Annotated in this window: 16 protein-coding genes; 13 read left to right on the top strand and 3 right to left on the bottom strand. The window is 46.0% G+C overall.

All coding sequences use genetic code 11. The annotated features are described in order from the left end of the window. Window positions 1-131: 131 nt before the first annotated feature. On the top strand, window positions 132-1106 hold the full coding sequence (locus tag MMB75_RS11570) for an aldo/keto reductase (protein WP_016821099.1): 975 nt from the start codon (window positions 132-134) through the stop codon (window positions 1104-1106). 69 nt (window positions 1107-1175) lie between these two features. On the opposite strand, the gene MMB75_RS11575 is transcribed toward MMB75_RS11570, so the two are convergent. After that, entirely contained in the window at window positions 1176-2156 is a 981-nt protein-coding gene (locus MMB75_RS11575) for a DMT family transporter (protein WP_045243817.1), read from the bottom strand. A gap of 184 nt (window positions 2157-2340) precedes the next feature. Between MMB75_RS11575 and MMB75_RS11580 the strand changes: the two genes are divergently transcribed. Next, a complete protein-coding gene (locus tag MMB75_RS11580; protein WP_025364720.1) occupies window positions 2341-3537 on the top strand; it encodes a GTP-binding protein in 1197 nt (398 codons plus the stop codon). Here MMB75_RS11580 and MMB75_RS11585 read toward each other — a convergent pair. Beyond that, the gene (locus tag MMB75_RS11585) at window positions 3534-4400 is read right to left on the bottom strand and encodes a LysR family transcriptional regulator (protein WP_277507739.1); all 867 of its coding nucleotides are present in this window, start codon (window positions 4398-4400) and stop codon (window positions 3534-3536) included. The genes MMB75_RS11580 and MMB75_RS11585 overlap by 4 nt on opposite strands. Before the next feature lie 131 nt (window positions 4401-4531). Between MMB75_RS11585 and MMB75_RS11590 the strand changes: the two genes are divergently transcribed. Further along, complete coding sequence (locus MMB75_RS11590) at window positions 4532-4861, top strand: antibiotic biosynthesis monooxygenase family protein (protein ID WP_016821103.1); 330 nt, start codon at window positions 4532-4534, stop codon at window positions 4859-4861. 120 nt (window positions 4862-4981) lie between these two features. On the opposite strand, the gene MMB75_RS11595 is transcribed toward MMB75_RS11590, so the two are convergent. Further along, window positions 4982-5851, bottom strand: a complete 870-nt coding sequence (locus MMB75_RS11595) for a DUF421 domain-containing protein (RefSeq protein ID WP_019687077.1) — start codon at window positions 5849-5851, stop codon at window positions 4982-4984. Between the two features lie 271 nt (window positions 5852-6122). On the opposite strand from MMB75_RS11595, the gene MMB75_RS11600 reads away from it, so the two are divergent. The 10 genes from MMB75_RS11600 (at window position 6123) to MMB75_RS11645 (ending at window position 14875) form a co-directional block, all read left to right on the top strand. Beyond that, entirely contained in the window at window positions 6123-6392 is a 270-nt protein-coding gene (locus MMB75_RS11600; RefSeq protein WP_017428368.1) for a glutaredoxin family protein, read from the top strand. 29 nt (window positions 6393-6421) lie between these two features. Next, the gene (locus tag MMB75_RS11605) at window positions 6422-7762 is read left to right on the top strand and encodes an LLM class flavin-dependent oxidoreductase (RefSeq protein WP_017428369.1); all 1341 of its coding nucleotides are present in this window, start codon (window positions 6422-6424) and stop codon (window positions 7760-7762) included. 17 nt (window positions 7763-7779) lie between these two features. Next, window positions 7780-8310: an NADPH-dependent FMN reductase gene (gene ssuE / locus MMB75_RS11610; RefSeq protein ID WP_016821107.1), complete on the top strand. Its 531-nt coding sequence runs from the start codon at window positions 7780-7782 to the stop codon at window positions 8308-8310. A gap of 107 nt (window positions 8311-8417) precedes the next feature. Beyond that, window positions 8418-9308, top strand: a complete 891-nt coding sequence (locus MMB75_RS11615; RefSeq protein ID WP_031463391.1) for a LysR family transcriptional regulator — start codon at window positions 8418-8420, stop codon at window positions 9306-9308. A gap of 160 nt (window positions 9309-9468) precedes the next feature. Next, entirely contained in the window at window positions 9469-10320 is an 852-nt protein-coding gene (locus MMB75_RS11620; protein ID WP_016821109.1) for a transporter substrate-binding domain-containing protein, read from the top strand. Window positions 10321-10396: 76 nt separating this feature from the next. Further along, the gene (locus tag MMB75_RS11625) at window positions 10397-11176 is read left to right on the top strand and encodes an amino acid ABC transporter permease (RefSeq protein WP_019687081.1); all 780 of its coding nucleotides are present in this window, start codon (window positions 10397-10399) and stop codon (window positions 11174-11176) included. Beyond that, on the top strand, window positions 11173-11883 hold the full coding sequence (locus MMB75_RS11630) for an amino acid ABC transporter permease (RefSeq protein ID WP_016821111.1): 711 nt from the start codon (window positions 11173-11175) through the stop codon (window positions 11881-11883). Before MMB75_RS11625 ends, MMB75_RS11630 begins: the two co-directional genes overlap by 4 nt. Then, window positions 11880-12632 carry an amino acid ABC transporter ATP-binding protein gene (locus tag MMB75_RS11635; RefSeq protein WP_025364725.1) on the top strand — a complete coding sequence of 251 codons (753 nt, stop codon included), beginning with the start codon at window positions 11880-11882 and terminating at the stop codon, window positions 12630-12632. Before MMB75_RS11630 ends, MMB75_RS11635 begins: the two co-directional genes overlap by 4 nt. Window positions 12633-12646: 14 nt before the next feature. Next, entirely contained in the window at window positions 12647-13663 is a 1017-nt protein-coding gene (locus MMB75_RS11640; protein ID WP_167438428.1) for an LLM class flavin-dependent oxidoreductase, read from the top strand. A 54-nt stretch (window positions 13664-13717) separates the two neighbouring features. Further along, a complete protein-coding gene (locus tag MMB75_RS11645; RefSeq protein ID WP_277507757.1) occupies window positions 13718-14875 on the top strand; it encodes an amidohydrolase in 1158 nt (385 codons plus the stop codon). Window positions 14876-14939: the final 64 nt, after the last annotated feature.

The following is a 14939-nucleotide window of genomic DNA, read 5'->3' on the forward strand; positions in this document are numbered from 1 at the left end:
ATCTACCTTTTTAAATGCATTTTGGGGTGTTTCAAAGGGGGGTTATTCTGGTGAATGAAGTAGGTATGGTCTTTTTTTTATGCAATTTTTCGGAATTTTCAAAAAATCCTTAAGCAAAGGCGGGAGATAGTATGGAATATTCATACTTAGGAAAGTCAGGCTTGAAGGTTAGTCGGTTATGTCTAGGCACAATGAATTTCGGACCGGAAACTGAAGAAAAGGATGCTTTTAAAATTATGGATGCCGCGCTGGATGCGGGCATTAATTTCTTTGATACGGCTAATGTATATGGCCATGACCGTAAAGGCTGGACAGAAGAAATTATCGGACGATGGTTCCAACAGGGTGGTGGAAGACGCGAGAAGGTCGTATTGGCGACCAAGGTATATGGAGACATGAAAAATGAAAATGACGGACCCAATGCAGGGTCGGGCTTATCTGCATACAAAATTCGCCGTCATTTGGATGCGTCGCTGAAACGTCTGCAAACAGACCATATAGAGCTATATCAAATGCATCACATTGACCGCAACGTGTCATGGGATGAGCTATGGGGCGTATTTGAGTCCGTGGTGGATCGGGGACAAGTTGGCTATATCGGTTCCAGTAATTTTGCGGGTTGGCACATTGCGGTGGCGCAGGCCGAAGCGAAGGCACGGCGTTTTCTGGGACTGGTATCGGAGCAGCATTTGTACAACCTGAACGAACGCTCAGCTGAGCTTGAAGTATTACCGGCAGCTCAAGAGCTGGGTCTGGGTGTGATTCCATGGAGTCCGTTGGCGGGCGGACTGCTGGGACGCAATGCATTAGCAGGTACTGGTTCCCGCAGCGCACGTGCCAAGGAAAAGGTAGAGCAGAATCGTGCGAAGCTGGAGCAATTTGCAGCGTTGTCCCGCGAGCTGGGCGAAAAGGAAGACGTTATTGCCCTGGCTTGGGTGCTATCTCATCCGGCCGTGACGGCTCCAATTATCGGACCACGTACATTAGAACAGTTAGAGGATGCGCTGCGGGTACCTGAGGTTAAATTAAGTGAAGATGTGCTTGCCAAGCTAGATGAGATTTTCCCGGGTCCGGGAAAACCTGCACCAGAAGCCTACGCTTGGTAATATGGATTGATCATAAATCGGCAAAAAGCAGCAGATCAGAAGCCTCTTCTATGATCTGCTGCTTTTGCACTAAACGGAATCTGCCTTTTTAGATCGTATTTGCTGAACAGTCGTTTTTTGATGTGATACATAGCTATGCAGACTTATACCAAGGATAACGATGAACATTCCCAGCCATGACCAAGCAGATGGGATGGGGATAGACAAAAAGATTAATTCCCCCATTAGTGCAAAAAGCACTTCCAGCGATTGTGTGGCTTCTACTGTGGCCAGCTTTTGCATATTTCCACGTACCTGATCTGTAGCTTTAAAAAATAAAACCGTAGCAATGACCCCTGAGAACACGGCCACCAGAGCAGACTGTATGGTCTGATCCTTGCTTGGCAATCCTGTGCTAAAAACCCCGTATAACGAAAGCAATAACCAAAAAGGCAGGCTGGCTATAGTCATTCCGAGCACACGTTGATAGGCATCTAACCGCCCCGCACAAACTTCCATCATTTTACGATTACCTAAAGGGTATGCGAAAGAAGCCAGTATGACAGGCAATATACCGAATAAAAAATCTTGAGTAGAAATAGATTGCGACTGTTCGACCTGCATCACAATAATTCCGATTAAAATAATCAGAGACATCAATAGTCCTTGGATAGGGATTTTTTCTCGTACTTTGACAGGTCCGTTCTCCGTATGGACAACCTCAGCAAATAAAGGAACAAGCAAAGAACCGGAAATAATGGTTATTTGCCAAGTTCCTGCGATCAACCAACCTGGTGAATATGCCGATGCGAAGCATAACGGAGCATAAAATAAACCAAATCCGATGAAGCTCCACCACAGCCACCTTCCCGGTTGTTCCTTCATAACTTTCCACAGAGGCTTAAGCTTATGCTGGGCCATGACAATGACAAACAGCATAGGAACCATAAACAGATAACGTAACGAAGCACTCCAGATCCAGCTTCCTCCAGACAGCTCCATAGACCGATTGAGAACAAATGTAAAAGCAAAAAAGAAAGCTGCAAACACACCTAACCAGATTGAGCGCATAGCATTCTCCTAATTCTTTAAGTGTCGTTATTTCTCATATTAATGACTCAAGATCATTCATTTCAAGAGTTTCTTTACAGTTGACAAAGCAAAAGGAATAATGTATATTTCTGAATGCTGATTTAATAGTAATAATTACGATTAAAAACAATAATAAACCAATATTAAAGGGAGTGCACCAGCAATGAATAAGAAACCAATCCCGGTAACCGTGTTGAGCGGGTATTTGGGTGCAGGAAAAACGACGATTCTGAATCATGTATTAAACAATCGAGACGGAATGAAAGTAGCAGTCATCGTTAATGACATGAGTGAAGTGAATATAGATGCCGAGCTGGTTAAAAAAGAGGGCGGCTTGTCCCGAACAGAAGAAAAACTCGTCGAGTTGTCTAATGGCTGTATTTGCTGTACATTGCGTGAAGATTTATTACTTGAGGTCAAGAAGCTGGCGGAACAAGGTGAGTTTGATTATATATTAATCGAATCTACAGGCATCAGTGAACCCGTACCCATCGCTCAAACCTTCACATACGCTGATGAAGGAACAGGCATTGATTTAGCTTCGCTGGCAAAACTGGATTGTATGGTGACTGTAGTCGATGCGAACCGTTTCTGGCATGACTTTGAATCAGGAGAAACGCTGCTGGATCGCAAGCAGGCTACTGGAGAAGATGACACACGTGATATCTCGGACTTGCTAATTGACCAGATTGAAACTTGTGATGTATTGATTCTGAATAAGTGCGATCTGGTTCAGCCCGCAGAGCTGGACAAGCTGGAGGGTGTGCTGCGGAGATTGCAGCCTGAAGCCCGAATCATTCGCACCTCCAAGGGAAAGGTCACGCCTACGGACATTTTAAATACGGGGCTGTTCAACTTTGACAAAGCTAGTCAATCCGCTGGATGGATTCGCGAGCTGGAGCTGGAAAGCCACACACCGGAGACGGACGAATATGGAATCAACTCCTTTGTTTATCGCCGCAGAAGACCGTTCCATCCTGCAAGATTGGCAGAATTTATGAGCTACTGGCCGGAGGAAATCGTTCGCGCCAAGGGTTTGGCCTGGATTGCAGCCCCCCAGGATTGGGCAGCGAGTATCAGCCAGGCAGGTCCATCTATTCAATTTGGTCCAGCGGGAAGCTGGCTTGCGGCGTTGCCAGAAGAAGAACAGCAGGAAATCGTCGCGGCCAACCCTGAGGTTCTGGACCATTGGGATGAGCAATGGGGAGACCGCTTGAACGAAATCGTTATGATCGGTATCGGAATGAATCGGCTGAACTTGGAAGAAGAGCTAGATGAATGTCTGCTGAACGATAGCGAAATGGAAATGGACTGGTCCAGCTTTGAGAATCCGTTGCCTTGGCCAACAGGAAGAAACTAGTTGATCCATTCAGTAATAAACTCCATACACTTTTTGGCGGCTGGAGCCAGGTTCTTTAAGGAGACAGTAGCGATACCAACGGAACGGAAATATGGTCCATCCAAGGGCAGAATACAAATTTCATAAGGGTTTTGAACTAAAATCATTTCGGGCAGGATACTTACGCCCAGGCCATTTTGCACCATAGCCATAATGGCATGATCATCTTCTAATTCATATTTGATTTTCGGAACAAGCTTATGCTGGGAAAAAATTCTCTGTACATCTGTGTCACAGCCTGAAGCCGGCATAATGAAGGGCTCATGGAGAAGCTGATCCACACGTATGCTTGTTTGCTCCCGAAGCACATGATTAGATGGAAGTACGCACAGCATTCTTTCTTTTTTTAACGGTAATACTTCCAGTCCATCGAGAGTAGGCAAATTAACGAAGCCAAAATCAGCTTCTCCGCTGGCTATCCAATTTTCAATGTCATGGTAGTTCCCGTCAAGCAACTTTAGTTCAATAAATGGAAACTGCTCGTTAAACTTTTGGATAATCCCAGGCAACCAATGGATGGATACACTTGAGAATGTGCCTATCTTTACAGTTCCGGTTTCCAATCCTTTGATGAGGGCGACCTCTTGATACAGCTTTTCATTCATTTGTATGATTTCTCTGAAATGCTTCATCAGACGTTCTCCGTTGCTGGTCAATTGGATGCCTGAACGTCCTCTAATTAAAAGAGTCAGGCCCAATTCCTGCTCCAAAGCGGAAACGGCATGGCTAATAGCGGATTGTGTAAGATTGAGAAGTTCTCCTGCTTTGGTAAAGCTTCCTGCTTCTATTACGCTAAGAAAGACCTTATATTTAAACAAATTCATATGTCCTCCAACTTAGAATGAAATATATTCATACATAGTATCATATATATTCATTTTTTTTATCTCAGCTCTGTGGTTATAATCGAACTTGAGAAAAATGCCGATTAATCATTAATTTCTGGGAGGTACCTATGAGTTCAATTGCAAAGACACCACAGCCCCCTTATTATGCAGCTATTTTTACTTCTGAACGTTCGGAAGGGGATGGTGGATACGGAAAGATGGGGGACAAAATGGTGGAACTGGCTGCCAAGCAGCCTGGCTTTCTAGGTGTGGAAAGTGTTCGTGACCAAAACGGAGTGGGCATCACAGTGTCCTATTGGGAGTCTTTGGACGCTATAAAACATTGGAAGGATAACGAGCTGCACAAGGTAGCACAGGAGAAAGGGAAATCCGAGTGGTATACAGCATTCGGTTTAAGAGTGAGCAAGGTAGAGCGAGATTATTTTTTTACAGTGTAAACATGAAATGCGCACTGGCCCTGTAATTACAAAAGGAGCGTCTTCCAAGCCATAAACGGCTGGCAGGACGCTCCTTTTTTTGTTCCTATGCTTATACTCTTACGGGCTATGTGTATATGCTCAGGAGTTAGATGTATTTACCGGCTTCATCTCCTGTATAGCTTCTTTCAAACTTTGTGAGCATTGTTCGTATAGTTGTTTTCTTTGCTGCTCACTGGAGCCAGATGCGAGCTTTTGCAATTCAGTAGTGCACTGTTCTAATAGAGTCAGCACGGCTTGATTAGAGTCCTGTACCTTGGATTGTTGTACATTATCGCTATATTGGTCAATATATAGTTCTCCTTGTGTGTCCACCTGGGCAAAAAACACATCTTTGACCGTTAGACTCTTTTCCTTTAGCTTGGCATCCAGCCATTGCTGAGTAATCCCCATGTATGCCATTTGTTGCTCCATAAGTTGTCCATCCATAATGACTGCTGTAGGTTCCTTCTCCGGTAGCTGCAGCATATTCAGATCCTTAAGCGTCACAGGCTGCTTGTCTTTGGTTAACAGCACATTAACTTCGCCACTAGTTTCCATAAGAGCAAATTCTACATCAGCTACTTTGAATACATTCTTGCTTCGAAGCTGTTCCATGAGTTCATCCAGGGTGAGTCGCTCTTTTCTCAGATTATCCTCTAAAATTTTGCCGTCTTTGATTAGGACTGTCGTCTTTCCATCTGATAAATCCCTGACTTTCTTGCTTTTAATTTGCAAAAATTCGATGCCAAGTGTTGTCAGTACCCATACGGCTAACGATACAGTACCCAAGTACCAGGAGGATTCGCGTTCCAAAGGGATAGAAGCAGCCAAGTTACCGATGGTGATTCCAGTTATATATTCGAACAAGGAAAGCTGTGATACCTGACGTTTTCCGAGAATCTTGGTAATCACAAAAAGAATAACGATGGCTAATAACGTACGTAAAGCTACAATGGTCCATTCCTGCATTTGTCCAACCTCATTTCATTTCGCCATAAGGGCGCTACTATTCCAAGGATGTCCGCGCCAAGTCCCATTTAAACTCTAATCTACCCAAATTTAAATAACAGGCTGTCACCTATCCGATTCAATGCAATATAAAATTAAAATTTTCTATCGTTCAATTACCATTGTCTATTAGTCAAGCGATTGACGGAAAGAAGGGAGCAGGATACATTATAGATATAATTCATATTTAATCAATCGGGATTATAAACATTAAACTCGCGGAGGTATGTATATGTCATCCAAACCTAAAGTTGTAGTGTGGAGCAAAACCGGCTGTCATTTTTGTGGAGAGATCAAATCGTACCTAGAATCCCAAAATCAGCCGTATGAAAATATCCAAGTGGACGGTAATGATGCACTGCGTGATGTGTTGGAGACCAAATATGGTATTCGCTATGTTCCTGTCGTAGAGGTAGGCGGAGATAACAAATATGAAGCACTTCTTAACCCGGATCTGGAAGAGCTGGGTAAAGTGCTGGAAAGTTATAATCAAGCGGTATAACAATTATATTCAAGAGAGGTGGAAGAGCCATGGCTAAGAATAGACAGATTAAATTGGGTGCGATAATTCATGGTGTTGGGGGAAGCATGACGACTTGGCGCCACCCTGATGTACCGGCGGATGCCAGTGTTAATTTTGAATTTTATAAAACGCAGGCGCAAAAGGCAGAGGAAGGGAAGTTTGATCTCGTATTTATCGCAGACGGTTTGTTTATTAACGAAAAATCCATTCCTCACTTTCTGAACCGTTTTGAGCCAATTACGATTTTGTCTGCTTTGGCTGGGGTGACGAAGCATATCGGACTGGTCGGCACATTGTCGACTTCCTATAGCGAACCGTTCACGGTAGCACGCCAGTTTTCTTCCATTGATCATATTAGTGGAGGTCGTGCAGGCTGGAATGTAGTGACTTCCCCGCTGGAAGGTTCTGCTCTTAACTTTAACAAAGGGGAGCATCCATCGCATCCACAGCGCTATAAAATTGCCGATGAATATTTGCAGGTGACCAAAGGACTATGGGACTCGTGGGAAGAGGATGCGTTCGTTCGTGATAAGGAAGCCGGCGTATTCTTTGATCCCGACAAGCTGCATACACTGAACCACAAAGGTGAGTTTTTCTCTGTGCAGGGTCCGCTTAACATTGGACGATCCAAGCAGGGACAGCCGGTCATTTTCCAGGCGGGTTCCTCAGAAGATGGCAAAAACCTGGCTGCCAAGGAAGCGGATGCTGTATTTACAGGACATGAAACCTTGGAGGAAGCGCAGCAGTTTTACCGTGATGTGAAGGAACGTGCGGTGCGCTATGGCAGATCAGAAGAGGATATTGTCATTTTGCCAGGCATTTCGCCGATTATTGGCAGTACGCCAGAGGAAGCGGAACGCAAGTATGAGGAGATTACCAATCTAGTAACGATCGAGGCTGCGTTAAAATATTTGGGGCGATTCTTCGATCATCATGATTTCTCACAATATCCGCTGGATGAGCCATTCCCTGAGCTTGAGGGTATTGGCAGTAATTCATTTCGCAGTGGTACAGATAAAATCAAACGAACAGCCAAAGAGCAGAATTTGACCCTGCGTGAGGTTGCATTACGTTCAGCTACGCCGAGAACCTCTTTTATTGGGACTGCTGAGCAGGTGGCGGATCGAGTGCAAGAGTGGTTTGAAGGAAAAGGCGCAGACGGATTCATTATCGGTTCCGACGTGCCAACGGGCCTACATGATTTCGTAAATCTAGTTGTGCCTATTTTGCAGGAGCGCGGTATTTACCGTCAGGATTATGAATTTAGCACATTGCGTGAAAACCTGGGCGTACCGATTCCTGAGAATCGTTATACAGCAGCCAGATCCAAAGTGAAAGTTGACGCATAACAGAAGGAGGGAATGAGATGTCCAAGGTTGTCATCCTATCAGGCAGTCCATCTACACAATCCCGTTTGTACGGCCTGATTCACTATGCAACTGAGCAGTTACGGGAGGCTGGAGCAGAGGTTACATTACTGAATGTGGTCGACTTGCCAGCTGAGGATTTGATCAAAGCTAACTTTAATAGTCCCGACGTCACAGCATCGCTTGCGTTGCTTGCAGACGCAGATGCCGTCATTGTGGCTTCGCCAGTATATAAAGCCGCCTATTCAGGGCTATTGAAAATATTTCTGGATCTGGTTCCGCAGGAAGGTCTGAGAGAGAAGCCTGTCTTGCCTTTATTTATCGGCGGTACACTGGCCCATCTGCTGGTCATTGACTACGCCCTGAAGCCGGTGCTCAACGCGCTGGGGGGAAGACATATTCTTGGTGGGGTGTATGCGGTGGATCAGTGGGTCGAGCGCCTGCCGGGTGGAGCATATGGATTGTCCGAAGAGTTGGTTGTACGATTGGACCGTTCGGTTAAAGAACTAAATGAACTGTTAAAGTTATAGATATTTTCAATATTTCCATTGACAGGTCGTTCAGTGAGTTTTATGATACAAAAAACCAAGTTAACTCATTGGATAAATGTATATAAAACTTACTGGGGGACTTGCGTATGAATATCGAGAATATGGAAGCCTTTGTATACGTGAATCATTATGGAAGTTTTAATAAGGCGGCAGAAGCGTTGTTCTTGTCACAGCCCTCTGTCACAGCCCGGATTCAGACGCTGGAACGCGAGCTTGAGTGTAAGTTATTCGACCGTCAAAGCAAACAAACGATTCTAACGGAGGATGGACGAAAGTTCCTTCCTTATGCGGAGCAGATGCTCCAAGTGCTGCAAAAAGGGAAGCAAAAGCTTCAACAGCGCAAGAAAGCCCCTCAGCAAATTCGAATCGGCTGCACGATATCGGTGTCGAACTACATTATTCCTGAAATATTAAAGCAGCTTCGTGCTCGGTATCCGGAAATCAACTACAAAATTGTGACGGCTACGACGGATCAACTGGTACATAAGCTATTGAACCGTGAGGTAGACATTAGTTTTGTCCGTAAAGTGATGCATCCGGCTATTCGTACGCTTGCATTTTATGAAGACCCGATTTCCCTGTATGTTTATGAAGGCCATCCGTTTACGAAGACAGGTAAGGCTAGCATACAGGATATCCAACGTGAAACACTGGTGTTTTTTGAGTGCGGATCATTAGATTGGATGAGGATTCATCGATCTTTTGAATCACTGGAGCAACCACCGGATATAGCTTTTCAGGTAGACAATGTGGTCACGGCCAAAAAGCTGGTATTGCAAGAGGCGGGCATTGCCTTTTTACCGGATGTCTGTGTGAACCGTGAAGTGAAGGATCAGAGGCTGTTCCGCATTCATGTTCCAGAGGTGGCTGGGGTATCTATGCAGATTAGCATAATCGCGGCCAAAGAAGACTGCGCAGTGACCTCGGATTTTGCAGATGCACTGACAGAAGGCTTCAGGGAGGCTGTTTTGTTATAGAAAAGTTCTATAGGTTGGTGGATTGACGTATTGATTTCCAAGTGTTAAATTAATCACATCCTAAAACCGATTAAGTTTATAGGAATTATAAAATATCAAATGTTATAGCTACCATGTATGTCGCAAACTGCTGATATGCAAAGAGATGAGGGGGATTCATATGAAAAAGTGGTTTGCAATATTGTCTGTTATGGCAATCATTCTGGTGTTGGCAGGCTGCGGTTCCTCAGATGACACGTCTAGTGCGTCAGGATCAAGCGGAGACGTGAAGAAAATTATCGTAGGCACAGGTACTCAATTTAAAAATGTATGCTTTATTGACGAAAATGGAAATTTAACAGGCTTTGATGTGGAGCTGATTAAGGAGCTGGACAAGCGCCTGCCTCAATACGAGTTTGAATTCAAAACGATGGATTTTGGAAATCTGCTGCTCAGTCTCGATGCCGGCAAGATTGATCTGGTATCGCATCAAATGGAGAAAAACCCGGAACGCGAAGCCAAGTATCTGTTCAACAAAAATCCGTATAGCATTTTTCTGAACAGAGTGGCTGTAGCGAAGGATAATAATAGCATTCATTCCATTGATGATTTAAAAGGGAAAAAGGTACTTACCAGTCCAACCAGTAATGCGGCGTATGTGCTGAAAGAGTATAACAAAACCCACGGGGATGCTCTGAATATCGTATATACGTCTGGTGCAGCCAATGATACGGTGCAACAAATTACGAGCGGCCGTATAGATGCGACCATTACGACAGACTTTGCGAACCGTTTTAACACCGATGAAAAAGGAGAAGTAGCTCTGAAAACCGTCGGTGATCCTTTGACTCAATCGGATGTGCTGTATGTACTGAACAAAAATGAGCAAGGATTGGCGGATGACCTGGACAAAGCCATTCAGGAAGTGAAGGACGACGGCACGTTGTCGAAGCTGAGCATCAAATGGCTTGGAGAGGACTTCACAAAGTCCCTGGAGGATGTGAAAAAAGAAGGTTCCAGCAGTAAGAAGTAAGGACAGACTTGGACATTTCAGCGGTCAGGGTACTTTATGTATTCTGACCGCTGATGTATAGAAAGGAGGCAGGCATATGAGCAGAGAGTTCAATATTGATTATGTTTTTAGCTTTATCCCGAAAATGCTGTCCTATTTGCACATCACCTTGTTTATTGTGGCAAGCTCGCTTGTGTTGGGACTGATCATTGGTCTGTTGGTTGCGCTGCCTCGCATGTATAACATTCCATTTCTCAAACGTGTTTCTCAGGTGTATGTTTCTTTTTTCCGTGGAACCCCTATTCTAATTCAATTGTTTCTGGTGTATTACGGCCTGCCAGAGTTACTAAAGCTGGTGGATATCAATTCCTCCAGGTGGGATGTGCTGTGGTTTGCTGTAGCGACCTATGCGCTCAACAGTGGAGCCTTTATTTCTGAAATTATCAGGTCTGGTGTAGGAGCTGTAGATCGGGGACAAATCGAGGCTGCACAGTCAGTCGGCATGTCAGGCTATCAGACTTTTACACGTATCATCTTGCCACAAGCGCTGGCTGTGGTGGTTCCCGTATTTTCCAATCTGGTCATTGGTAATTTGAAGGATACTTCGCTGGCGTTTACCATCGGTGCGATGGAGATGACAGGAAAATCGCAAACATTAGGCTCGGCTACCCAGCATTTTGTTGAAACGTATATCGCATTGTCTCTTATCTATCTGGTGATCAGTCTGATTGTACAAAAATTATTCAAGGTGCTGGAAAATACGCTTCTCCGGCATGAGCATAGAGATTCAGTACAGAAAGAGCCCGCAAAACGAAAAGGTTTTGTGGTGCGTTACCTGAGAAGTCCTCGTCTGAGTAAAGGAGGTAAAGGCATATGAGTCTGGACTTTGGATTTGTATACACCGCCTTTTTGGGATTGTTCTCGGCGTTGCCCAACACTTTAATCATTACAGTGGTTTCCGTGCTGGCAGGGTTGGTCATCGGGATTATAACGGCGTTGGCACGAATTTATAACGTTCCTGTGTTGTCGCAAATCTCTCACGCTTACGTTACTTTTATCCGAGGTACACCGATGCTGATGCATCTGCTGCTTATTTATTTCAGTTTGCCCTTGTTGATTGATGCAGGAGCGAAGCATTTCGGTTGGTCACTGCAATCCAAAGACGTTCCTTATATGGTATTTGCACTCATTTCGTTCTCCATTACCAGTGGCGCCTATATGTCTGAGGTCGTCCGTTCCGGAATCCAGTCGGTCAACAAGGGCCAAATTGAGGCGGCTTATGCGGTTGGTATGACGACATGGCAAGTATTGAGACGCATCGTATTTCCACAGGCGTTTGTGGTGAGTTTGCCGAACCTGACGAATTCGGTTATTGGGATGCTGCATGGCTCTACCTTGGCCTTCACGGTTTCGGTCACAGAAATCCAGGCACAGGCTGAAATTCTGGCATCCACCAACTGGAAATATTTAGAGGTGTATATTGCGGCAGCACTGCTATTTTGGGGCTTGACGGTATTGATTGAGCGAATATCCGGTTTGGTAGAGAAAAAAATCAATGTGTTTAATGGAGGTCGAGCATCATGATCCGTCTGCAAAATATTACAAAGTCGTTCGGCAAACATGAAGTGCTCAAAGGCATTGATTTGACGGTAAACAAAGGCGAGGTCGTTGTTATCTTAGGACCAAGCGGTTCAGGAAAAACAACCTTGCTACGCTGCATTAATTATCTGGAAAAGCCGAATGACGGAGAAGTCAGCATTGGCGATTTTACCGTGAACTGCAAGCGACCTGCGAAGAAGGATGTCTTGGCCTTGCGTAAAAAGACGGCTATGGTGTTCCAGCAATATCATTTGTTCAAGCATAAAACCGCGCTGGAAAATGTCATGGAGGGACTTGTCGTTGTCCGTAAGGTTAAGCAAGAGGAAGCGAAAAAAATTAGTATTGAAGTGCTGGAAAAGGTTGGTCTCGGCGAAAAACTGAATCATTATCCGAGCCAGCTATCCGGTGGGCAGCAGCAGCGTGTCGGCATCGCGCGTGCTTTGGCGCTGAACCCAGAGGTGATTTTATTTGATGAGCCGACTTCGGCGCTGGACCCTGAACTGGTGGGTGAGGTGCTGTCGGTGATCCGCAAGATTGCGAAGGAAGGCATAACGATGATTGTCGTGACACATGAAATGGGCTTTGCGCGTGATGTTTCTAATCATGTGGTATTTATGGATGGCGGCCATATTATTGAGGAAGGCACACCGGACGCCATTTTTAACCACCCCAAAGAGGAGCGTACCCAACAATTTCTGAAGCGAATTACACCAGAATATAACTATTCCATTTGACGGGAGAGGGAGACATGAGCATAAAAATCGGAGTATTGGATCAAAGCCCTATACACGAAGGTGAAACGGCGGCACAGGCCCTTCGCAACACAATTAAGCTGGCGCAGCGTGTAGAAGAGCTGGGATTCACACGCTTTTGGGTATCAGAACATCATGATTCCGAGCAGGTTGCAGGCTCATCACCAGAGGTGCTTATTTCCCATCTATTAGCACGTACCGAGCGTATTACCATCGGGTCTGGCGGGGTAATGCTTCAGCATTACAGTCCATATAAAGTGGCTGAAAACTTTAATGTGCTAGCCTCTCTTGCACCGGGGCGTGTAGATTTGGGTATCGGACGTGCGCCAGGCGGGTTGCCGAAATCTACACAGGCGTTACAACGTAACGTGCATGATGCGCCTTCTCTTGAAGAGAAAATTGATGAAGTAAGCCGCTATATTCATAATATCCCGATTGAAGAAGGACCGCTGGCCGGATTACAGGCGAATCCGATTCCAGAAATCCCAGCAGAGATTTATGTTTTGGGTACAAGTACAGACAGCGCTGGCATTGCCGCGCGTTTGGGGTTGCCCTATGTTTTTTCGCAATTTATTAACAGTAGTGAGCAGGTTGCACTGGATTCATTCCGTACGTATCGGGAGTCTTTCGATTACAGTTATGGGCGTGAACCAAAGGCACTTTTTGCGCTATCGGTTATTGTGGCAGACACTTCCGAGGAAGCAGCGGAGTTGGCAGGTGAGCAGAAGCTGTACAAGATTCATCTGGCCAGTGGCAAAACGGCTACAGTGGGGGCGCTGGAAAGTGCAGAGGAATTCGGTAAGCAATCGGGTGAAAAATATACAATTGAAGTCACACAAGCACAAATTAACAAAGGAAATAAAGATGAAATCTATACTGCGCTGACGGAAATACAAGCGAAGTATCAGGCAGATGAGCTGATTGTAACGACAGGCATACGGGATATCGGCAAGCGTGTGCGCTCATTCGAGTTGTTGCATGAAGCTTTTGCCGGGTTGCCTGTGCAGTCCTAGATACTATTGACATAAAAATTGTAACCAATATGGATCCACGAAGGAGGAATAGGGATGAGTGGATCAACCGGGACGAAGGAGCAGGTTTTGGAGCAGAAATTGGTGGAGATTCGCCGTCATCTGCACCGTTATCCCGAGCTGTCTAACGAGGAGGTTGAAACTACCGCCTATATTCGCCGCCTGCTCAAAGAACAGGATATAACGATCTTGGATGTGCCGCTGCGTACCGGATTGGTAGCGGAAATCGGCGGACAGCAGGAAGGTCCAACGGTTGCGCTTCGTGCAGACATTGATGCACTGCCCATCCAGGAGGAGACGGGATTGCCCTATGCTTCGCTACATCCTGGCAAGATGCATGCCTGTGGGCATGATTTTCATACGGCATCCCTGTTAGGTGCAGCCGCATTGCTGAAGCAGCGGGAGCACAAGCTGAAAGGGACGGTTCGACTGGTGTTCCAGCCAGCCGAGGAGAAAGCCAAAGGCGCTGCTCAAGTGCTGGACAGCGGTGCGCTGGCAGGGGTGCAGGCCATCTTCGGCCTGCATAACAAACCAGACCTGCCCGTAGGCACGGTCGGTATCAAAGAAGGACCGCTAATGGCAGCGGCAGACGGATTTTACATTGAGGTGGAGGGCTTGAGCACACATGCGGCAGTTCCGCATGCAGGGATTGACCCCATTGTGGTATCGTCGCATATCATTACGGCACTGCAATCGATTGTGAGCAGGAGCGTTAACCCGCTCGATAGCGCGGTCATCAGTGTCACGAAGCTGCACAGTGGCAATGCTTGGAACATCATCCCAGACCGCGCTCATTTGGACGGAACCATCCGCACATTTGACGAGAATGTTCGAGCCCAGGTGGCTGAACGCTTCGAGCAGGTCGTCAAGGGCGTAGCCGATGCTTTTGGCACGAAAGCGACCATTCGCTGGATCGAGGGTCCGCCACCTGTACTGAACGACGGTAAGTTGGCTGTAATCGCGGTGCAGGCGGCCGAAGCGGTTGGTCTGGAGGTCGTTCGCCCCATACCTTCCTCGGCAAGCGAGGACTTTGGATTTTATCAGAAGAACGTCCCAGGTGTGTTTGTCTTTGTCGGCACTGCGGGAAGCCAGGAATGGCATCATCCTGCCTTTGATCTGGACGAACGCGCGCTGCCGGGAACAGCGAAGCTGCTAGCTTCACTGGCTGAATCGGCGTTGAAATCCATAGAGTAGGAACACAACGCTACTCTATGGATGCTGATCCCCTCTCTATGAAGAGGGGATCTTTTTGTTTGAC

This window comes from Paenibacillus sp. P2(2022) (assembly GCF_029522175.1).
GTDB classification, from domain to species: Bacteria; Bacillota; Bacilli; order Paenibacillales; family Paenibacillaceae; genus Paenibacillus; species Paenibacillus polymyxa.